We start from the raw sequence: 21,423 nt of genomic DNA on the forward strand, positions 1-21,423 counted from the left end.
CCCCTTAAGCCACGAGGCACAGCACTTCGCCGCCGAGACGGCCAGCGCGCGCAGCACGATCAGTCATCACACCCTTGGGAGTGGACACGATTGCCACACCAAGGCCATTCATCACGCGGGGCAAATCATCACTGCCCTTGTAAACGCGGAGACCGGGACGGCTCACGCGCTCGATGCGCTCGATAACCGGACGACCGGCATAGTACTTCAGGGACAGGGCCAGTTCGGCCTTGCCGGAAGCTTCAGTCACAGCGAAATCATCGATGTAACCTTCGCTCTGCAGAACCTTCGCGATTGCAACCTTCAGCTTGGAGGAAGGCATCGCGACAGAGCTCTTTTGCGCCTGCTGAGCGTTACGAATACGCGTCAGCATATCGGCGATCGGATCAGACATGCTCATATCTATCGACCCCTTACCAGCTTGCCTTGGTCATACCAGGAACTTCACCGCGGAAGGCAACTTCACGCAGCTTGTTACGGCACAGACCGAATTTACGGAAAACACCACGCGGGCGACCAGTTTGCTCACAGCGATTACGCTGACGGCTCGGACTGGAGTTGCGCGGCAACTGCTGCAGCTGCAGACGGGCGACCATGCGCTCTTCGTCGGACAGCTTGGCGTTATTGATCTGCTCAAACAGAGCAGCGCGCTTGGCTGCATACTTCGCAACCGTCTTTGCGCGCTTCTCTTCGCGCTGGATCAGAGACAGTTTCGCCATATCACCCTCAGTTCTTGAAAGGGAACTTGAACGCGGCGAGCAGAGCGCGCGCTTCGTCGTCCGTCTTGGCCGTCGTCGTGATGCTGATATTCATCCCGCGCAGAGCATCGATCTTGTCGTACTCAATTTCCGGGAAAATGATCTGCTCTTTGACGCCCAGGTTGTAATTGCCACGACCGTCAAAACCCTTGCCAGCGATACCACGGAAGTCGCGAATACGCGGCATGGCAATCGTAACCAGACGATCGAGGAACTCGAACATACGGGGGCCACGCAGGGTGACCATGCAACCGATCGGGTAACCATCGCGAATCTTGAAGCCCGCGATGGACTTCTTCGCTTTGGTCGTCACCGGCTTCTGGCCAGCGATCTTCTGCAGATCGCCAACGGCGTAGTCGAGAACCTTCTTATCACCCACCGCCTCACCAACACCCATATTCAGGGTGATCTTGGTGATACGGGGTACTTCCATGACCGACTTGTAGCCGAACTTCGTGAGAAGTTCAGGCGCAACGGTCTCTTTATAGAATTCTTGCAGGCGCGCCATGACTACCCCTTACGCATCCACTACTTCGCCATTGGACTTGAAGACGCGCACTTTGCGACCATCCTCAAGCACCTTGAAGCCAACGCGATCAGCCTTCTGGGTGGCCGCATTGAACAGCGCCACATTGGAGGTGTCGATCGGCATTTCTTTTTCGACGATACCGCCAACTTGACCCTTCATCGGGTTCGGGCGCACGTGCTTCTTGACGCGGTTGATGCCTTCAACGACAACAGCACCTTCCAGAACACGCAGAACGGTACCGCGCTTACCCTTGTCCTTGCCCGTAAGGACGGCGACTTCGTCGCCTTTGCGAATCTTATTCACAATAACCCCTTAGAGAACTTCAGGCGCCAGGGAGACGATCTTCATGAACTTTTCGGTACGCAGCTCGCGCGTAACCGGCCCGAAGATACGCGTACCAATCGGCTCGCCCTTGTTGTTAAGCAGGACCGCAGCATTGCGATCAAACTTGATGAGCGAGCCATCCGGGCGACGCACACCCTTGGCGGTACGAACCACCACGGCGCTGTAAACATCGCCCTTCTTGACACGACCACGAGGGGCCGCATCTTTAATACTCACCTTGATGATGTCACCAACACCGGCGTAGCGACGCTTGGAGCCGCCCAGCACCTTGATGCACATCACGTGACGCGCGCCGGTATTATCGGCGACGTCAAGCATCGTTTGCATTTGGATCATTTACACTCTCCAACTTGGCTCGCAAGACGCGACCAGTTTTGGATCCCGTTCGGGTTGATTGGACTTACACGGAACCGTGCAAGAGCAAAGACAGCAATAATAATGGCTTGCCAATCACTTGGCAAGCCATTTCTACAACATCAACTACTTAAACCGCCACAACCTGCTCGAGAACCTTCGTCACTCGCCAGGTCTTGGTCTTGGAGATCGGGCGGGTTTCCTCGATTTCGACGAGATCGCCTTCTTTCGCAACACCAGCCTCGACGTGGGCATGGTACTTGGCAGTGCGCTTGATCACCTTGCCGTACAGCGGATGCTTCACACGACGCTCGACCAGAACGGTCACAGTGTTCATCATCTTGTCGCTGACAACGCGGCCGACTTCGACGCGCTTGTTTTTCACTTGTTCAGTCATTTCGCACCCGCCTTCTGACGAAGAATGGTCTTGACCCGAGCAATATCCTTGCGAACCTTGCCCAGCTGCGAAGTGTTGCCCAGCTGCTGCGTAGCAAGCTGCATGCGAAGGCTGAATTGAGCCTTCAGCAACTCGAGCAGTTCAGCGTTGAGCTGGCCGGCGTCTTTCGCCTGCAATTCCGAAGCTTTCATGATTTACCCCACCATCCGGACAACAAAGACGGTTTCGATCGGAAGCTTGGCGGCAGCAAGACGGAACGCCTCACGAGCCAGGGCCTCATCAACACCATCCATCTCGTAGAGAACCTTGCCGGGCTGAATCTCAGCAACCCAATACTCCGGGCTACCCTTACCGTTACCCATCCGCACTTCTGCCGGTTTCTGAGAAATCGGCTTGTCCGGGAACACACGAATCCAAATGCGACCACCACGCTTGATGTGACGGGTCATCGCACGACGGGCAGACTCAATCTGACGAGCAGTGAGACGACCACGCCCAACCGCCTTCAGACCGTACTCGCCAAAGCTAACCTTGGCACCGCGGGTGGCGAGACCCTTATTGCGGCCCTTTTGCTCCTTACGATACTTCCTTCTCGACGGCTGCAGCATCATTCACTCCCGCTTCTTTCTTGGTCCGTTTTGCGCCATCAGCCTGATCGCCGCCAGTGCGGCGCGCGGGCCGCTTGGCACCCGGCTTGCTGTCGGCACCCTCATTGCGACGACGGCCACGACGGGCTTCGCCCTCGTTCTCCGTCGCAGCAGGCTGCTCGTTGCGGGCGAGCGCCTCGCCCTTGTAAACCCAAACCTTGATGCCAATGACACCATAGGTCGTGTGAGCCTCGGAAACACCGTAATCGATGTCGGCACGCAGGGTGTGCAGGGGCACACGACCTTCACGATACCACTCGGTACGGGCGATTTCCGCGCCGTTCAGGCGGCCAGAGCTCATGATCTTGATGCCCTGGGCACCCAGACGCATGGCGTTCTGCATCGCACGCTTCATCGCGCGACGGAACATGATCCGCTTGACCAACTGCTGAGCGATGGAATCAGCGATCAGCTGAGCATCAGTCTCGGGCTTGCGCACTTCCTCGATGTTGACGTGCACCGGCACACCGATGATGCCCTGCAGATCAGCCTTCAGCTTCTCGATGTCCTCACCCTTCTTGCCGATTACAACGCCCGGGCGGGCGCTGAAAACGGTGATACGGGCGTTCTTGGCAGGACGCTCGATAACAACACGGCTCACGGAAGCGTGGGCAAGCTTCTTCTTCAGATGCGCGCGAACCTTCAGGTCCTCGTTGAGCATCGTGGAGAAGTCGCTACCAGCAGCAAACCAACGAGAGCCCCAGTTACGCGTTACCGCCAGGCGAAAGCCAGTCGGATGGATTTTCTGTCCCATGGGTTCTCCTTACTCTCCGACCGTCACGTAAATATGGCAGGTCGGCTTGCTGATCCGGTTGCCACGACCCTTCGCACGTGCAGTAAAACGCTTCAACGTCATGCCCTGCTCGACGTAGATCGTCTTGACACGCAGCGAGTCGATATCGGCGCCGTCGTTATGCTCGGCGTTGGCGATGGCAGACTCGACAACCTTCTTGATGATCTTCGCGCCTTTTTTGGGCGAGAAGGTCAGGATATTCAGCGCTTGCTCAACAGTCTTGCCGCGCACCAGGTCCGCCACCAAGCGGCCCTTTTGTTCCGACAGTCGAACGCCGCGGAGAATGGCTTTGGTTTCCATTGTCATTACCCCTTAGCGCTTGGCCTTCTTGCTCGCCGCGTGACCCTTGAACGTACGGGTCAGCGCAAATTCGCCGAGCTTGTGACCAACCATGTTTTCGGAAACGTACACCGGAATATGCTGACGACCGTTATGCACGGCAATGGTCAGACCTACAAAATCCGGAAGCACAGTGGAGCGACGCGACCAGGTCTTGATCGGGCGCTTGTCATTCGAGGCCCGAGCCGCATCCACCTTCTTCAGGAGGTGAGCGTCGATGAACGGGCCCTTCTTAATAGAACGTGCCATGTCTTACCTCTTATCGCTTGTGCCGACGCTGAACAATCATGGAGTCGGTACGCTTGACGCTACGGGTACGATAACCCTTGGTCGGCTGACCCCACGGACTGACAGGCACGCGGCCCTCGCCGGTACGGCCTTCACCACCACCATGCGGGTGATCAACCGGGTTCATAGCCGTACCGCGAACGGTCGGGCGGATACCACGCCAACGATTCGCACCGGCCTTGCCGATCTTGCGCAGGCTGTGCTCTTCGTTACCCACTTCACCGATGGTCGCGCGGCACTCGATGTGCACGCGGCGGATTTCACCGGAACGCAGACGAACCTGAGCGTAGATACCCTCACGAGCCAGCAACTGGACGGAAGTACCAGCAGCGCGCGCGAGCTGAGCGCCCTTACCCGGGATCATTTCAACGCAGTGCAGCGTCGTACCAACCGGGATATTCCGGATCGGCAGCGCGTTACCAGCCTTGATCGGAGCCTCGGAACCGCTCACCACGGTTTGACCGACAACCAGCCCCTTCGGCGCGATGATGTAACGACGCTCACCATCGGCGTAGCACAGCAGAGCGATGTTGGCGGAGCGGTTCGGGTCATACTCGAGACGCTCGACCTTGGCGACGATGCCATCCTTGTTGCGACGGAAGTCGACGACGCGGTAGTGCTGCTTGTGACCACCACCCTTGTGACGCGTGGTGATGTGGCCGTTGTTGTTACGACCAGCGGTCTTCGACTGCTTCTCCACCAGAGACGCGACAGGCGCGCCCTTATGAAGGCCAGCGTTAACCACCTTGACCACGGCACGGCGGCCAGCGGAAGTCGGTTTGACTTTAACGAGTGCCATCTTGCTTACTCCCCGGCCGCGAAGTTGATTTCTTGGCCCGGCTTGAGGCTGACGTAAGCCTTCTTCCAGTCTTTACGACGACCAAAAACCTTGCCGAAACGCTTTTGCTTGCCCTTGACGTTCGCAACCTGGACAGCCTTCACTTCCACCTTGAACAGAAGCTCGACTGCAGCCTTGACTTCAGGCTTGGTGGCGTCACTGGCAACGCGAAAAACGACCTGCTCGTTCTTGTCGGCGATCAGGGTCGCCTTCTCAGAGATCTGCGGGGCGAGCAACACCTGCAGCAGACGCTCTTCCTTGAATGCGCTCATTGCCAAATTTCCTCCATCTTGGCGACGGCACCCTTCGTGACCAGCACGTTCGGGAAGCGCACCAGGGACACCGGATCGGTCTCGCTAACTTCCAGCACGAGCACGTTCGGCAGATTCCGGGACGACAGGTAAAGATTCTCGTCGAAGGAATCCGTGATCACGAGCACAGATTCCAGGCCGAGATTCTTCAGCTTCTGAGCCAGAAGCTTGGTTTTCGGAGCCTCGACGGCAAAGCCTTCAACAACCGACAGACGACCATCACGAGCGAGCTGCGACAGAATGGCAGCCACACCGGCACGGTACATCTTGCGGTTAACCTTATGGGAGAAGTTCTCGTCCGGCTTGTTCGGGAAGGCACGACCGCCCCCACGCCAAATCGGGCTGGAGCTCATACCGGAACGGGCACGACCGGTACCCTTCTGACGCCACGGCTTGTGGGTGGTATGAGCAACTTCGTCACGACCCTTCTGGGCACGATTGCCAGAACGGGCATTGGCCATATAGGCAACGACGACCTGATGAATCAGGGCTTCGTTGTATTCACGGCCGAACAGTGCGTCGGACGCCTGCAGGGTTGCAGACGGCTGGCCCTGTTCATTCAACAGCTTCAGTTCCATCGCGCTTCCCCTCAGTTGCCAGCCTTGACAGCCGGACGAACAACCACGTCGGCACCGTCATGACCGGGCACGCCGCCCTTAACCAACAGCAGACCGCGCTCAACATCGACGCGAACCACTTCGAGGTTCTGCACCGTGGTATTCGCGGCACCGAGGTGACCGGTCATACGCTTACCGGGGAACACACGGCCCGGATCCTGCGCCATACCGATGGAGCCCGGAACGTTGTGGCTACGAGAGTTACCGTGGGTCGCACGACCGGAGGCGAAATTGTGACGCTTGATGGTACCGGCATAGCCCTTACCAATCGAAACGCCGCTCACATCGACCTTCTGACCGACCGCAAAAATATCGACACCAACTACATCGCCAGCCTTCAGAGAAGCCAAGCGATCGGTATCGACACGGAATTCCTTAAAAACATGACCAGCTTCGACACCTGCCTTGGCAAGATGCCCGGCAGCCGCCTTATTGACGCGGCTAGCACGCCGAACGCCAAAGGTCACCTGAACGGCGGAATAGCCGTCCGTTTCAGCCGTTTTGATCTGGGTCACACGGTTATTGGACACATCCAGCACAGTCACCGGAATGGATTGACCATCCTCGGCAAAAATGCGAGTCATGCCCACCTTGCGCCCGACAAGGCCTAGACTCATTTTATTCTCCTTACCCTGGTTGCGATTGACCAGGACCGATTGTCATCACAAACTGCGCCAAAAAGCGCAAGGGCCGGATTATACCGGCCCTTGCGCCATGAGCGCAATAGATTCGATTACTGCAGCTTGATTTCGACGTCAACACCGGCCGGCAGATCGAGCTTCATCAGCGCGTCGACGGTCTTGTCGGTGGGATCAACGATATCCATCAGACGCAGATGAGTACGAATCTCGAACTGGTCACGGGAAGTCTTGTTGACGTGCGGGGAGCGCAGCAGGTCGAAGCGCTCGATGCGGGTCGGCAGAGGCACAGGGCCACGGACGACTGCGCCGGTGCGCTTCGCGGTATCCACGATCTCAAGAGCGGACTGATCAATGAGCTTGTAGTCGAAAGCCTTGAGGCGGATACGGATCTTTTGGTTTTGCATGTTATTTCCCAAAGAGCAGACGGTGCGGCACACCATGCGCCGCACCCGGAAAGGTATTACTCGATAACCTTGGCAACCACACCGGCGCCGACGGTACGACCGCCTTCACGGATGGCGAAACGCAGACCTTCTTCCATGGCGATCGGAGCGATCAGCTTGACGGTCATGGAGATGTTGTCGCCCGGCATAACCATCTCGGTGCCTTCCGGCAGGGAGATCGAACCGGTCACGTCCGTAGTACGGAAGTAGAACTGCGGACGGTAGTTGTTGAAGAACGGAGTGTGACGACCACCCTCTTCCTTCGACAGCACATACACTTCACCGGTGAAGTGGGTATGCGGCTTGATGGAGCCCGGCTTGCACAGCACTTGGCCACGTTCGACGTCTTCACGCTTGGTGCCGCGCAGCAGCACACCAACGTTGTCGCCAGCCTGACCTTGATCCAGCAGCTTGCGGAACATTTCCACGCCCGTGCAGGTGGTCTTGACGGTCGGCTTGATACCGACGATCTCGATTTCTTCACCAACCTTGACGATGCCGCGCTCGACACGACCGGTCACCACCGTACCACGACCAGAGATGGAGAACACGTCTTCGATCGGCAGCAGGAAGGGCAGATCGATGGCACGTTCCGGGGTCGGGATGTAGGAATCCAGAGCATCAGCCAGACGGAAGATGGAGGGCTCGCCGATGTCGGACTGATCGCCTTCCAGCGCCTTCAGGGCGGAACCCTTGACGATAGGCACATCGTCGCCCGGGAAGTCGTACTTGGAGAGGAGCTCGCGCACTTCCATTTCGACCAGCTCGAGCAGCTCTTCGTCGTCAACCATGTCGCACTTGTTCAGATAGACGATGATGAACGGCACACCAACCTGACGGGCCAGCAGGATGTGCTCACGGGTCTGCGGCATCGGGCCGTCAGCCGCGGAACACACCAGGATCGCGCCATCCATCTGGGCAGCACCGGTAATCATGTTCTTCACGTAGTCAGCGTGACCCGGACAGTCAACGTGAGCGTAGTGACGGGTTTCGGTTTCGTATTCGACGTGCGCAGTATTGATCGTGATACCACGAGCCTTTTCTTCCGGCGCAGCATCGATCTGGTCGTAGGCCTTCGCCTCACCGCCGAACTTGCGCGACAGAACGGTCGTGATCGCAGCCGTCAGCGTGGTCTTGCCATGGTCAACGTGACCAATCGTGCCAACGTTCACGTGCGGCTTTTTCCGCTCGAACTTTTCCTTTGCCATTGCTTGATCCTCTAGTTTCGATTAATTACTTGCGATTGCTGATAACGGCTTCCGCGACACTCTTCGGCGCTTCAGAGTAGTGCTTGAACTCCATGGAGTAGGTCGCACGACCCTGGGTCAGGGAGCGGAGCTGCGTAGCGTAACCGAACATCTCGGCCAGCGGCACCTCAGCCTTGACTTCCTTCATGCCGCCAGGAATGTCATCCATACCCTGAACGATGCCGCGACGGGAGGACAGATCGCCCATCACGTTACCCATGTAGTCTTCCGGCGTCTCAACAACGACCGCCATCATCGGCTCAAGCAGAACCGGGTTGGCCTTGCGCATTGCATCCTTGAATGCCATGGACGCAGCCATCTTGAAGGCGTTTTCGTTGGAGTCAACGTCGTGGTAGGAACCATCGAACAGCGTGACCTTGACATCGACCACCGGGAAACCGGCCAGCACGCCATTCGGCAGCGTTTCCTGCAGGCCCTTGTCGACGGCGGGGATGTATTCACGGGGAACGACACCACCCTTGATCGCATCGACGAATTCGTAGCCCTTGCCGGTTTCGTTCGGCTCAAGCTTGATCCACACGTGACCGAACTGACCACGACCGCCGGACTGCTTGACGAACTTGCCCTCCTGCTCCACCGCCTTGCGGATGGCTTCGCGATAAGCAACCTGAGGGGCACCAACGTTGGCTTCAACGTTGAATTCACGCTTCATGCGATCAACGATGATCTCGAGGTGCAGTTCGCCCATACCGGAGATGATGGTCTGACCGGACTCTTCGTCGGTGCGCACGCGGAAAGACGGATCTTCCGCAGCCAGACGACCCAGAGCGATACCCATCTTTTCCTGGTCGCCCTTGGTCTTCGGCTCGACAGCGACGTGAATAACCGGATCCGGGAATTCCATGCGCTCAAGAATGATCGGCGCATCCGGATCACACAGGGTTTCACCCGTGGTGACTTCCTTCAGACCCACGCAAGCAGCGATGTCGCCAGCCAGAACTTCCTTGATTTCTTCACGCTCATTGGCATGCATCTGCAGAATACGGCCGATGCGCTCCTTCTTGTCCTTAACGGAGTTCAGGACGGTGGCGCCAGAGTTCAGCACACCGGAGTACACGCGCACAAAAGTCAGCTGACCAACAAACGGATCGGTCATCAGCTTGAAAGCCAGCGCAGCAAACTTCTCGCTATCGGAAGCCTTCCGCTCGACAGGCTTACCGTCATCATCTTCACCCTGGACCGGCGGAATATCGACCGGGGACGGCAGGAATTCGATGACGGCGTCCAGCATGCGCTGCACACCCTTGTTCTTGAACGCGGTACCGCACAGCATCGGCTGGATTTCACAGGCGATGGTGCGGGTACGAAGACCAAGCTTGATCTTTTCTTCGGACAGGTCACCGTTCTCGAGGTACTCGTTCATGAGCTCCTCGGAAGCCTCAGCAGCCGCCTCGACCATCTGCTCGCGCCAAGACTGAGCATCAGCCTCCAGCTCGGCGGGGATGTCGACATACTCGAACTTCATGCCCTGGGAAGCCTCATCCCAAAGAATGGCCTTCATCTTGATGAGGTCGACCACGCCGGTGAAGGTATCTTCAGCGCCGATAGGAATCACAACCGGAACCGGATTGGCCTTCAGGCGAGTCTTCATCTGGTCGACGACCTTGAAGAAGTTGGCGCCGGAGCGGTCCATCTTGTTCACGAAGGCAAGGCGGGGGACCTTGTACTTGGTAGCCTGACGCCACACGGTTTCAGACTGAGGCTGAACACCCCCCACGGCGCAGTACACCATGCAGGCACCGTCAAGCACGCGCATCGAACGCTCGACCTCAATAGTGAAGTCCACGTGTCCCGGAGTATCGATGATGTTGAAGCGATGCTCCGGGAGGTTCATTTCCATGCCCTTCCAGAAGCAAGTGGTCGCGGCGGAGGTAATGGTAATACCCCGCTCCTGCTCTTGCTCCATCCAGTCCATGGTGGCGGCGCCATCATGAACTTCACCGATCTTGTGGTTCACACCCGTGTAGTAAAGGATGCGTTCCGTCGTGGTCGTTTTGCCGGCGTCGATGTGAGCCGAGATACCGATATTACGGTAGCGCTCGATCGGGGTCTTCCGTGCCACAGTGCTAACCTTGCCTTCCTGAATTTGCGAACCCCGCACAACGGAGCCCGTACAGATACTTACAAATAAGTCGAGCCCCTTTCAGGGCCCGACTTGGACTTCGTCGAAGATCAGAAGCGGTAGTGCGAGAAGGCCTTGTTGGCTTCTGCCATGCGGTGCACTTCTTCACGCTTCTTCATCGCGGCGCCGCGACCTTCGGCAGCCTCGAGCAGCTCGCCGGCCAGACGCTGAGCCATGGACTTCTCGGAGCGCTTACGGGCAGCTTCGCGCAGCCAGCGCATGGACAGAGCCATACGACGAGCCGGACGCACTTCGACGGGCACCTGGTAGTTGGCACCGCCAACACGGCGGCTCTTGACTTCCACGACCGGACGAACATTGCTCAACGCAGCGGAGAACACCTCGAGGGGGTCCTTGCCAGCAGCCTTGGCAACGATGGCATCAAAAGCGCCATAGACGATGCGCTCAGCAACAGACTTCTTGCCGCTTTGCATGATGGCGTTGATAAACTTGGAAACGTCCTGGCTACCGAACTTCGGATCGGGCAGAACTTCACGCTTGGGTACGTCACGACGACGGGGCATGATTGACTCTCGCTATTCTCTGAATGCCGACAATTAAGACTTCTTCGGGCGCTTGGCACCGTACTTCGAACGGGACTGCTTACGATCCTTGACGCCTTGCAGATCAAGGGAGCCACGAACGATGTGGTAACGCACACCAGGCAAGTCCTTAACCCGGCCGCCGCGGATCAGCACAACCGAGTGTTCCTGCAGGTTGTGGCCTTCACCACCGATATAGGAAATCACTTCGAAGCCATTGGTCAGACGAACCTTGGCCACCTTACGCAGGGCTGAGTTCGGCTTCTTCGGAGTGGTGGTGTAAACGCGGGTACAAACACCACGCTTTTGCGGGCAAGCCTCGAGCGCAGGAACCTTGCTCTTGGAAACGGGCGCTTGCCGGCCCTTACGAACGAGTTGATTAATTGTTGGCATAGCTAAGAATTTCCCAAAACACCGAGGCAGCCCGCCAGGGACCGCCTCGGATGGTTATTCCGGCTGCGACTGACTACGATTGGCCAGTCCGCAAAAAGAGGCCGGAGTATATCGCCTTCGTCAAGTTTTCGTCAACCAGCATGCGGGGCATTTTCGGCTTCCGAGGCCTCGACCCGAGGCTCCCAAGCATGCCCTTCACCAAGATCTTCACCCAGCGTCTGGGCTTTACGATTCCGGTGATAGGCCAAACCGGTACCCGCCGGGATGAGACGACCGACAATGACGTTTTCCTTGAGGCCACGAAGCTCGTCACGCTTGCCGAGAATTGCTGCCTCGGTCAGCACGCGGGTCGTTTCCTGGAAGGATGCGGCGGAGATGAACGAGTCCGTAGACAGGGACGCCTTCGTGATACCCAACAACAGGTAGCTGTAGTTGGCTGGCAACTTGCCTTCGACGACGATCTTATCGTTCTCGTCCAGGACTTCCGCACGCTCGACCTGCTCCTCGCGGATGAAACCGGTATCGCCCGGGTCCGTGATCACCACACGACGCAGCATCTGGCGAACGATCACCTCGATGTGCTTGTCGTTGATCTTCACGCCCTGCAGTCGATACACGTCCTGCACTTCGTCGATGATGTAGCGGGCCAATGCCTCGACGCCCTGCAGACGCAGGATATCGTGCGGGTCCGCCGGACCATCGACAATCAGCTCGCCCTTGTTCACCACTTGACCGTCGTGAACCATGACGTGCTTGTCCTTCGGGATCAGGAACTCGTGAACCGCGCCATCCGGCTCGGTGATCACGAGACGCTGCTTGCCCTTGGTATCCTTGCCAAAGGAAACGGTACCCGTCACCTCGGCCAGAACACCGGCATCCTTCGGGGCACGCGCCTCGAAGAGTTCTGCCACACGCGGGAGACCACCGGTAATGTCGCGGGTCTTCGCGGATTCCTGCGGGATACGTGCCAGCACATCACCCACGGAAACTTCTTGACCATCCTTCACAGTGATCAGCGAACCGACCTGGAAGGTGATCGACACAGCATGTTCCGTCCCAGCGATCCGCACTTCCTCACCGGTTTCGGTGAGCAGCTTGACCTGCGGACGCACGCCCTTGGCCGAGCTGGCACCGCGACGCTTGGCATCGATGACCACCAACGTGGACAAGCCGGTCACTTCGTCGATCTGCTTGGCGACGGTGACGCCCTCTTCCACGTTCTCGAACTTAACGAAACCGGCGTACTCGGTGATGATCGGACGGGTATGCGGATCCCACGTTGCGAGTTGCGTGCCAGCCTTGATCACCACCCCCTCGTCGACCGACAGCGTGGCGCCGTACGGGATCTTGTGGCGTTCGCGCTCGCGGCCCATTTCGTCAGTGACGACGACTTCGGCCGAACGGGAGATGACGATCTTCTCGCCCTTGGCGTTGGCCACGTAACGCATGTTCTGCGTAAAGCGGATCACACCAGCGGACTTGGCTTCGACGGAGCTTGCCGCCGCAGCCCGGGATGCAGCACCACCCACGTGGAATGTACGCATCGTCAGCTGGGTACCCGGCTCACCGATCGACTGCGCGGCGATCACGCCGACCGCCTCACCGGCATTCACCAGGGAACCACGGCCCAGATCGCGGCCATAGCACTTCGCGCAAAGACCGTAGCGGGTTTCGCAGGACAGCGGGGTGCGCACGCGGACTTCGTCGAGACCAACGCTCTCGATGAGCTCGACGGCATCTTCGTCCAGCATGGTGCCGGCTTCGATGATGGTTTCCTGGCTGTCCGGGTTGACCAGATCGTCGGTCGTGACACGGCCGAGGATACGGTCGCGCAGCGGCTCGACGACCTCACCACCTTCGATCAGCGCCTTCATCAGGAAGCCGCTCTTGGTACCGCAGTCGTCCTCGATGACCACCAGATCCTGCGTCACGTCCACCAGACGACGGGTGAGGTAACCGGAGTTCGCGGTCTTCAGCGCCGTATCCGCCAGACCCTTACGGGCACCGTGGGTGGAAATGAAGTACTGCAGAACGTTCAGACCTTCGCGGAAGTTGGTCGTGATAGGCGTTTCGATAATGGAGCCATCCGGCTTCGCCATCAGGCCCCGCATACCGGCCAGCTGACGGATCTGCGCCGCAGAGCCCCGCGCCCCGGAGTCGGCCATCATGTAGATGGAGTTGAAGGACTCCTGCTTCACGGTATTACCGTGACGATCGACTACATTTTCCTGGCCGAGCTGGTCCATCATCGCCTTTGCGACTTGGTCACCGGCACGACCCCAGATATCCACCACCTTGTTGTAGCGCTCACCGTCGGTCACCAGACCGGAGGTGTACTGCTGAGCAATTTCCTTGACTTCCTGTTCGGCAGCCTGGATCAGCGGGTGCTTCAGTTCGGGCACCAGCATGTCCTTCACGGCGATCGAGATACCGGCGCGCGTCGCCAGACCGAAACCGGCCTGCATCAGCTTGTCGGCGAAGATCACGGTGGCCTTCAGGCCGCAGCGACGGAAGGAAGCGTTGATCAGCTTGGAGATCTCCTTCTTCTTCATCGGCTTCTGCAGCACGCTGAAGGGAAGGCCAGCTGGCAGGATTTCCGACAGAATCGCACGGCCGACGGTGGTCTCGTGGCGGGTGATCTTCTCGATCGTCTCGCCTTCCGGCCCCAGGTCCCATTCTTTCAGACGGACAATGACCTTGGCGTGCAGGGACACCTGCCCCGACTCGTAGGCGCGCTTGACTTCGCCCACGTCGGCAAAGGCCAGGCCTTCGCCCTTGGCATTCACGCCAACACGCGTCGCGTAGTACAGACCCAGCACGATATCCTGGGACGGCACGATGATCGGCTCACCGTTGGCAGGGGACAGCACGTTGTTGGAGGCCAGCATCAGCGTGCGGGCTTCCATCTGCGCTTCCAGCGACAGCGGCACGTGAACGGCCATCTGGTCACCGTCGAAGTCGGCGTTGAAGGCCACACAGACCAGCGGGTGCAATTGCAGTGCCTTGCCTTCGATCAGGGTCGGCTCGAACGCCTGGATACCCAGACGGTGCAGCGTCGGCGCACGGTTCAGCATTACAGGATGCTCGCGGATCACCTCTTCGAGGATGTCCCACACCACCGGCTCCTGGCCTTCCACCATCTTCTTGGCCTGCTTGATGGTGGTCGCAAGCCCCATCAGCTCCAGCTTGTTGAAGATGAAGGGCTTGAACAGCTCGAGAGCCATCAGCTTGGGCAGGCCGCACTGGTGCAGCTTGAGCTGTGGGCCCACGGTGATCACCGAACGGCCGGAGTAGTCGACCCGCTTACCCAGCAGGTTCTGACGGAAGCGACCACCCTTACCCTTGATCATGTCGGCCAGGGACTTGAGCGGACGCTTGTTGGCGCCGGTCATGGCCTTGCCGCGACGACCGTTGTCGAGCAGGGAGTCGACGGACTCCTGCAGCATCCGCTTTTCGTTGCGGACGATGATTTCCGGCGCCTTCAGCTCGAGCAAACGCTTCAGACGGTTGTTCCGGTTAATAACGCGACGGTAGAGGTCGTTCAGGTCGGAAGTCGCGAAGCGGCCGCCATCCAGCGGCACCAGCGGACGCAGGTCCGGCGGCAGCACGGGCAGCACTTCGAGGATCATCCAGTCCGGCTTGATACCGGACTGCTGGAAGGCCTCCAGCACCTTCAGGCGCTTGGAGATCTTCTTGATCTTCGCTTCGGAACCGGTGGTTTCCAGCTCGGAGCGGAGCTTCTCGATCTCGTGCGGGAGATCGAGGCTGCGCAACATCTCGCGAATACCTTCGGCGCCCATCAGCGCGATGAAGTCGTCACCGTATTCCTCGACCTTGGCCAGATAGTCGTCTTCCGACAGGATCTGGGCACGGTTCAACGGAGTCATGCCGGGATCGGTGACCACGTAGGCTTCGAAGTACAGCACGCGCTCGATGTCGCGCAGGGTCATGTCGAGCACCATGCCGAGACGGCTCGGCAGGCTCTTCAGGAACCAGATGTGAGCAACCACCGAGGCCAGCTCGATGTGCGCCATGCGCTCACGGCGGACCTTCGACAGCGTCACTTCGACGCCGCACTTCTCGCAGATCACACCGCGGTGCTTGAGGCGCTTGTACTTGCCGCACAGGCACTCGTAGTCCTTTACCGGGCCAAAGATCTTGGCACAGAAGAGGCCATCACGTTCCGGCTTGAAAGTCCGGTAGTTGATGGTCTCGGGCTTCTTTACTTCGCCATACGACCAGGACCGGATCGTCTCGGGAGACGCCAGGCTGATGGTAATGGCATCGAACTCTTCCTCGTTCGGCAGGCTTTGCTTGAACAGATCAGCGAGCAAACTTTTCATCAATCACTCCATCCAGGGTGAGCACGCATCGTCGACACGGGCCGCTTAGTAGCGGTCCAGATCGATATCGATGGCCAGAGAGCGAATTTCCTTGACCAGCACGTTGAAGGATTCCGGCATGCCGGCATCGATCTTGTGCTCGCCCTTGACGATGTTTTCGTACACCTTGGTCCGGCCGGTCACGTCATCCGACTTGACGGTCAGCATTTCCTGCAGCGTGTAGGCAGCACCGTAGGCTTCCAACGCCCACACTTCCATTTCACCGAAACGCTGGCCGCCGAACTGCGCCTTACCACCCAGCGGCTGCTGGGTCACCAGGGAGTACGGGCCGGTGGAACGGGCGTGCATCTTGTCATCGACCAAGTGATGCAGCTTCAGCATGTGCTTGTAGCCGACGGTCACCTGACGCTCGAAGGGCTCGCCGGTGCGACCGTCGAACAGGTTCACCTGACCGCTGGACGGCAGGCCTGCCAGTTCGAGCATGCCCTGGATCTCTTCCTCTTCGGCACCGTCGAAGACCGGCGTCGCGAACGGCACGCCCTTGCGCAGGTTGTGCGCCAGTTCGAACACTTCGACTTCGGTGAAGTCGCTGATCTCTTCCGGCTTGCCACTATCGTTATAGATCTCTTCCAGGAAACCGCGAACTTCGGCGGCACTGGCCTTGGCGCGCAGCATGCTGTCGATCTTGTTGCCGAGACCCTTGGCAGCCCAGCCCAGATGGGTTTCCAGCACCTGACCGATGTTCATCCGCGACGGCACGCCCAGCGGGTTCAGCACGATATCCATCGGCGTGCCGTCTTCCATGTACGGCATGTCTTCGACCGGGACGATCTTGGAGACCACACCCTTGTTACCGTGACGGCCGGCCATCTTGTCGCCAGGCTGCAGACGGCGCTTCACGGCGAGGTAGACCTTGACCATCTTCTGCACGCCCGGCGGCAGTTCGTCGCCCTGGGTGAGCTTCTTCTTCTTGGCTTCGAAGGCCAGATCGAAGTCCTTGCGGGTCTTCTCGAGGGCTTCGCGCACGGCTTCCATCTGGGCCGCGATGGCTTCGTCGGCCATGCGGATGTCGAACCAGGTGTAGTGCTCGACGCCGTCCAGGTATTCCTTGGTGATCACGGCACCCTTGGCGAGACGCTTCGGACCGCCGTTGGCGGGCTGGCCGATGATCATCCGCTCGATACGCTCGAAAGCGTCACGCTCCACGATACGCATCTGGTCGGCCAGATCGGTCTTGAAACCACGCAGCATGTCGTCGATGATCGACTGGGCACGCTTGTCGCGCTCGATGCCCTCGCGGGTGAACACCTGCACGTCGATGACCACGCCGTTCATGCCAGACGGCACGCGCAGCGAGGTGTCCTTAACGTCGGAAGCCTTCTCGCCGAAGATCGCGCGCAGCAGCTTCTCTTCCGGCGTCAGCTGGGTTTCGCCCTTGGGCGTGACCTTGCCCACCAGCACGTCGCCGGCTTCAACTTCGGCGCCGATGTAAACGATGCCGGACTCGTCAAGACGAGACAGTTGGGCTTCGCCGAGCGACGCGATGTCGCGGGTGATTTCCTCAGGACCGAGCTTGGTATCACGGGCAACGACGGTCAGTTCCTCGATGTGGATCGAGGTGAAACGGTCGTCGGCAACCACGCGTTCGGAGATCAGGATCGAATCTTCGAAGTTGTAGCCGTTCCAGGTCATGTAGGCGATCAACATGTTCTGGCCGAGAGCCAGTTCGCCCATGTCAGTGGAAGCACCATCGGCGATCACGTCGCCGCGCGCAACCTTATCGCCCACCTTCACCACCGGACGCTGGTTGATGTTGGTGTTCTGGTTGGAACGGGTGTACTTGATCAGGTTGTAGATGTCGACGCCGACTTCACCGGCAACGGTTTCATCATCGTTCACACGGATCACGACGCGGTTGGCGTCCACGTAGTCGACGACACCACCGCGAAGAGCTTGCTCGGCGGTACCCGAGTCCACCGCCACGGTGCGCTCGATACCGGTACCGACGAAGGGCTTCTCCGGACGCAGGCAGGGCACGGCCTGACGCTGCATGTTGGCGCCCATCAGTGCGCGGTTCGCATCGTCGTGTTCCAGGAACGGAATCAGCGAGGCCGCCACGGACACGATCTGCCCCGGCGCCACGTCCATGTACTGGATCTGATCGGCCGTCACCAGCATCGATTCGCCGCGGATACGGCAGGACACCAGTTCGTCGATCAGCTTGCCTTCAGCGTCGATTTCCGCGTTCGCCTGGGCGATCACGTACTGACCTTCCTCAATCGCGGACAGATAGTCGATCTGGTCGGTGATCTTGTTGTCCACCACCTTGCGGTACGGGGTCTCGAGGAAGCCGTACTGGTTGGTGCGGGCGAACAGTGCCAGCGAGTTGATCAGACCGATGTTCGGACCTTCCGGCGTTTCGATAGGACACACGCGGCCGTAGTGGGTCGGGTGCACGTCTCGCACTTCGAAGCCAGCACGCTCACGGGTCAGACCGCCCGGGCCAAGGGCCGACACGCGGCGCTTGTGGGTGATCTCGGCCAGCGGGTTGGTCTGGTCCATGAACTGGGACAGCTGGCTGGAACCGAAGAACTCCTTGATGGCGGCACTGATCGGCTTGGCGTTGATCAGGTCGTGGGGCATCAGGTTGTCGCTCTCGGCCTGGCCCAGACGCTCCTTCACCGCACGCTCGACACGCACCAGACCGGCACGGAACTGGTTTTCGGCCAGTTCGCCGACAGAGCGCACGCGACGATTGCCGAGGTGATCGATATCGTCGATTTCGCCGCGGCCATTACGCAGCTCGACCAGCACGCCGACGACCGCCAGGATGTCCTCGTTGGACAGGGTGCCGGGACCTTCGCCGTCCTTCGGGCCGACGGTTTCGTACAGGCGCTTCTGCCATTCCGGCGCCTTGTCGTCCAGCTTTTCCGGATAGGCGCGGCGGTTGAACTTCATGCGGCCGACGACCGACAGGTCGTAGCGCTCGGGCAGGTAGAACAGGCCCTGGAACAGCGCCTCGACGGCATCTTCCGTGGGCGGCTCGCCCGGGCGCATCATGCGGTAGATCGCCACGCGGGCAGCCCACTGGTCGGCGGTTTCGTCCGTGCGCAGGGTCTGGGAAATGTGCGAACCGCGGTCCAGGTCGTTCAGGTACAGCGTGTTGAAATCGGTGACACCGGCGTCCCGCAGCTTGTCGAGGACGTCTTCGGTGATCTCTTCGTTGGCACGCGCAACCAGTTCGCCATCCGGGCTGACGATATTGGTCGCCAGTACACGGCCAAGCAGGAAGTCGTCCTGCACCGTCACCATGTCGATGCCGGCGCTGGCCAGTTCACGGATGTGCTTGGCGGTGATCCGCTTGTCCTTGGTCACGATGACCTTACCGGACGCGTCCACAACGTCGAACTTGGCCATCTCGCCGCGCAGGCGATCCGGAACCAGGCCGAACTGGGCGCCGTCATCCAGCAGCGAGAACTTCTCGAAATCGTGGAAGGTGGCCAGAATCTCTTCCGGCGTCATGCCGATCGCCTTCAGCAGGATGGTCACCGGCATCTTGCGGCGACGGTCCACGCGGAAGTACAGGTAGTCCTTCGGATCGAACTCGAAGTCGAGCCAGGAACCACGATAGGGAATGATCCGGGCGGAGAACAGCAGCTTGCCCGACGAGTGGGTCTTGCCGCGGTCGTGCTCGAAGAAGACGCCCGGCGAACGGTGCAGCTGGGACACGATGACCCGCTCGGTACCGTTCACGACGAAGGAGCCGTTGTTGGTCATGAGCGGAATCTCGCCCATGTACACTTCCTGCTCCTTGACTTCCTTGATGGTCTCCTTGGCCGCTTCCTTGTCCAGAATGACCAGACGGACCCGTGCCCGCAGCGGCGATGCATACGTAAGGCCGCGTTGCTGACATTCCTTCACATCGAAGGCAGGCTCACCGAGATTGAATTGCACGAATTCCAGCCGAGCGTTGCCGCTGTGGCTGGTAATCGGAAAAATGGAGTTGAAGGCAGCTTGAAGACCCTGATTTGCCCGTGCTGCCGGCAGAGTTTCTGCTTGCAGGAAGGACGCATAGGATTCAAGCTGAGTGGCCAGCAGATAAGGCACATTCTTTACAGCTGCGCGCTTGGCGAAGCTTTTACGAATACGCTTTTTCTCGGTGTAGGAGTACGCCATAGATGCTCCGGGTCTGAGAAGTCGGACGTCAGAAGACAAAAGACAGCATTTCGGACACTTGATTCAACGCATGTCGCGCTTTAATCTGCATCGAACGCTCTTTTTTGTCGTCTGGCTTGGACGGGTAAATCAGAAAATAGAAAGCGCAAAAGGGCCGATGCCAAAATGGCATCAGCCCCTTGCGGGAAATCAAAATTACTTGATTTCGACCTTCGCGCCAGCGTCTTCCAGCTGCTTCTTCAGCGCTTCGGCGTCAGCCTTGGCAATGCCTTCCTTCACGGGCTTCGGAGCGCCATCGACGAGGTCCTTGGCTTCCTTCAGGCCCAGGCCGGTAACGGCACGGACAACCTTAATCACTTCAACCTTCTTGTCGCCGGCGGCATTCAGCACGACGGTGAACTCGGTCTGCTCTTCAACAGCGGCAGCAGCACCGGCAGCGCCAGGAGCGGCAACGGCCATGGCTGCGGCGGAGACGCCGAACTTCTCTTCGAACGCCTTGACCAGGTCGTTCAGTTCCATAACGGTCAGCGCGCCAACGGCTTCGAGGATGTCTTCTTTGGTGATTGCCATCTCAAAATACTCCAGATCTAATTTCGTACGTTTTGCCGGGGATCGACCGATCAGGCCGCGGCTTCTTCTTCACGCTTCTTGGCGAGTGCGGCCAGCAGACCGGCAAAGCCGGACACCGGGGCCTGCATGACGCCCAGCAGCTTGGCGAGCAGTTCTTCGCGGCTCGGGATCGCGGCCAGGGCTTGCACGCCGGCCTTGTCGAGCACGTTGCCGGCATAGGAGCCAGCCTTCAGCACCAGCTTGTCGTTGGTCTTCGCGAAATCGGCGAGAACCTTGGCGGCAGCCACGGGGTCAGCGGAGATGCTGTAGATCAGCGGGCCGGTCATTTGATCGGCCAGCGCTGCGAAGGACGTATCAGCCACGGCACGACGGGCCAGGGTGTTCTTCAGCACGCGCAGGTAAACGCCAGCGTCACGGGCCTTGGCGCGCAGGACGGTGAGATTGCCCACCTCGATACCTGCGTACTCAGCCACGACGATGGTCTGGGCGTTCGCTACTTGTGCCGACACCTCGGCCACTACGGCCTTCTTGTCGTCGAGATTCAGACTCAAGGTCTTTCCTCCTATCAAGTCAACACGCGATGAAAACCTCATCGCACCTACGGCGACCTGGATCAGGAGCTTTACCTTTCGTTGGCACGAAAAGCGGAAAATCCTGTCTGGGGCACCGTCTACGCAGGTTTTCGATGATTAAGCCATCCGGCCTGAGC

The 21,423-nt window shown here is 59.1% G+C and carries 24 protein-coding genes; all 24 read right to left on the minus strand.

Annotated features, from left to right (window positions below):
* Positions 1-4 precede the first annotated feature (4 nt).
* Positions 5-400 carry a 30S ribosomal protein S8 gene (gene rpsH, locus AC1PQG_RS19830; protein ID WP_079432661.1) on the minus strand — a complete coding sequence of 132 codons (396 nt, stop codon included), beginning with the start codon at positions 398-400 and terminating at the stop codon, positions 5-7.
* Between the two features lie 13 nt (positions 401-413).
* The gene (rpsN, locus tag AC1PQG_RS19835; RefSeq protein ID WP_481117522.1) at positions 414-719 is read right to left on the minus strand and encodes a 30S ribosomal protein S14; all 306 of its coding nucleotides are present in this window, start codon (positions 717-719) and stop codon (positions 414-416) included.
* Between the two features lie 7 nt (positions 720-726).
* Entirely contained in the window at positions 727-1,266 is a 540-nt protein-coding gene (gene rplE, locus AC1PQG_RS19840; protein ID WP_481117521.1) for a 50S ribosomal protein L5, read from the minus strand.
* Between the two features lie 9 nt (positions 1,267-1,275).
* Positions 1,276-1,590, minus strand: coding sequence for a 50S ribosomal protein L24 (rplX, locus tag AC1PQG_RS19845; RefSeq protein WP_481117520.1), 315 nt, complete (start codon positions 1,588-1,590; stop codon positions 1,276-1,278).
* A gap of 9 nt (positions 1,591-1,599) precedes the next feature.
* Positions 1,600-1,968: a 50S ribosomal protein L14 gene (rplN, locus tag AC1PQG_RS19850; protein ID WP_079432657.1), complete on the minus strand. Its 369-nt coding sequence runs from the start codon at positions 1,966-1,968 to the stop codon at positions 1,600-1,602.
* A 148-nt stretch (positions 1,969-2,116) separates the two neighbouring features.
* The gene (gene rpsQ, locus AC1PQG_RS19855; RefSeq protein ID WP_481119507.1) at positions 2,117-2,383 is read right to left on the minus strand and encodes a 30S ribosomal protein S17; all 267 of its coding nucleotides are present in this window, start codon (positions 2,381-2,383) and stop codon (positions 2,117-2,119) included.
* Positions 2,380-2,574 carry a 50S ribosomal protein L29 gene (gene rpmC, locus AC1PQG_RS19860; RefSeq protein WP_079432655.1) on the minus strand — a complete coding sequence of 65 codons (195 nt, stop codon included), beginning with the start codon at positions 2,572-2,574 and terminating at the stop codon, positions 2,380-2,382. The genes rpsQ and rpmC overlap by 4 nt, the downstream gene beginning before the upstream one ends.
* Before the next feature lie 3 nt (positions 2,575-2,577).
* The gene (rplP, locus tag AC1PQG_RS19865; RefSeq protein ID WP_079432654.1) at positions 2,578-2,991 is read right to left on the minus strand and encodes a 50S ribosomal protein L16; all 414 of its coding nucleotides are present in this window, start codon (positions 2,989-2,991) and stop codon (positions 2,578-2,580) included.
* On the minus strand, positions 2,960-3,784 hold the full coding sequence (gene rpsC, locus AC1PQG_RS19870; protein ID WP_481119508.1) for a 30S ribosomal protein S3: 825 nt from the start codon (positions 3,782-3,784) through the stop codon (positions 2,960-2,962). Before rpsC ends, rplP begins: the two co-directional genes overlap by 32 nt.
* Positions 3,785-3,793: 9 nt before the next feature.
* Complete coding sequence (gene rplV, locus AC1PQG_RS19875; RefSeq protein ID WP_079432652.1) at positions 3,794-4,123, minus strand: 50S ribosomal protein L22; 330 nt, start codon at positions 4,121-4,123, stop codon at positions 3,794-3,796.
* Between the two features lie 12 nt (positions 4,124-4,135).
* Positions 4,136-4,411 (minus strand): 30S ribosomal protein S19, encoded by a 276-nt coding sequence (gene rpsS, locus AC1PQG_RS19880; protein WP_011767136.1) that lies wholly within the window; start codon positions 4,409-4,411, stop codon positions 4,136-4,138.
* A 10-nt stretch (positions 4,412-4,421) separates the two neighbouring features.
* The gene (gene rplB, locus AC1PQG_RS19885) at positions 4,422-5,249 is read right to left on the minus strand and encodes a 50S ribosomal protein L2 (protein ID WP_481119509.1); all 828 of its coding nucleotides are present in this window, start codon (positions 5,247-5,249) and stop codon (positions 4,422-4,424) included.
* Between the two features lie 5 nt (positions 5,250-5,254).
* Entirely contained in the window at positions 5,255-5,560 is a 306-nt protein-coding gene (gene rplW / locus AC1PQG_RS19890) for a 50S ribosomal protein L23 (RefSeq protein ID WP_079432650.1), read from the minus strand.
* Positions 5,557-6,177: a 50S ribosomal protein L4 gene (rplD, locus tag AC1PQG_RS19895; RefSeq protein WP_481119510.1), complete on the minus strand. Its 621-nt coding sequence runs from the start codon at positions 6,175-6,177 to the stop codon at positions 5,557-5,559. The genes rplW and rplD overlap by 4 nt, the downstream gene beginning before the upstream one ends.
* 11 nt (positions 6,178-6,188) lie before the next feature.
* Entirely contained in the window at positions 6,189-6,833 is a 645-nt protein-coding gene (rplC, locus tag AC1PQG_RS19900; RefSeq protein ID WP_481117516.1) for a 50S ribosomal protein L3, read from the minus strand.
* Between the two features lie 116 nt (positions 6,834-6,949).
* The gene (gene rpsJ, locus AC1PQG_RS19905) at positions 6,950-7,261 is read right to left on the minus strand and encodes a 30S ribosomal protein S10 (protein ID WP_079432648.1); all 312 of its coding nucleotides are present in this window, start codon (positions 7,259-7,261) and stop codon (positions 6,950-6,952) included.
* A gap of 56 nt (positions 7,262-7,317) precedes the next feature.
* Positions 7,318-8,508, minus strand: coding sequence for an elongation factor Tu (gene tuf, locus AC1PQG_RS19910; RefSeq protein ID WP_481117506.1), 1,191 nt, complete (start codon positions 8,506-8,508; stop codon positions 7,318-7,320).
* 25 nt (positions 8,509-8,533) lie between these two features.
* On the minus strand, positions 8,534-10,630 hold the full coding sequence (gene fusA / locus AC1PQG_RS19915; protein WP_481119511.1) for an elongation factor G: 2,097 nt from the start codon (positions 10,628-10,630) through the stop codon (positions 8,534-8,536).
* Between the two features lie 110 nt (positions 10,631-10,740).
* Positions 10,741-11,214, minus strand: a complete 474-nt coding sequence (rpsG, locus tag AC1PQG_RS19920; RefSeq protein WP_079432646.1) for a 30S ribosomal protein S7 — start codon at positions 11,212-11,214, stop codon at positions 10,741-10,743.
* Positions 11,215-11,247: 33 nt separating this feature from the next.
* Positions 11,248-11,625, minus strand: coding sequence for a 30S ribosomal protein S12 (rpsL, locus tag AC1PQG_RS19925; RefSeq protein WP_079432645.1), 378 nt, complete (start codon positions 11,623-11,625; stop codon positions 11,248-11,250).
* Between the two features lie 131 nt (positions 11,626-11,756).
* On the minus strand, positions 11,757-15,968 hold the full coding sequence (gene rpoC / locus AC1PQG_RS19930) for a DNA-directed RNA polymerase subunit beta' (RefSeq protein WP_481119512.1): 4,212 nt from the start codon (positions 15,966-15,968) through the stop codon (positions 11,757-11,759).
* Between the two features lie 45 nt (positions 15,969-16,013).
* Entirely contained in the window at positions 16,014-20,144 is a 4,131-nt protein-coding gene (gene rpoB / locus AC1PQG_RS19935) for a DNA-directed RNA polymerase subunit beta (protein WP_481119513.1), read from the minus strand.
* A 195-nt stretch (positions 20,145-20,339) separates the two neighbouring features.
* Positions 20,340-20,714, minus strand: a complete 375-nt coding sequence (rplL, locus tag AC1PQG_RS19940; RefSeq protein WP_481119514.1) for a 50S ribosomal protein L7/L12 — start codon at positions 20,712-20,714, stop codon at positions 20,340-20,342.
* Between the two features lie 50 nt (positions 20,715-20,764).
* Complete coding sequence (rplJ, locus tag AC1PQG_RS19945; RefSeq protein ID WP_481117511.1) at positions 20,765-21,265, minus strand: 50S ribosomal protein L10; 501 nt, start codon at positions 21,263-21,265, stop codon at positions 20,765-20,767.
* Positions 21,266-21,423: the final 158 nt, after the last annotated feature.

Source organism: Zoogloea sp. GDB6, from assembly GCF_056724105.1.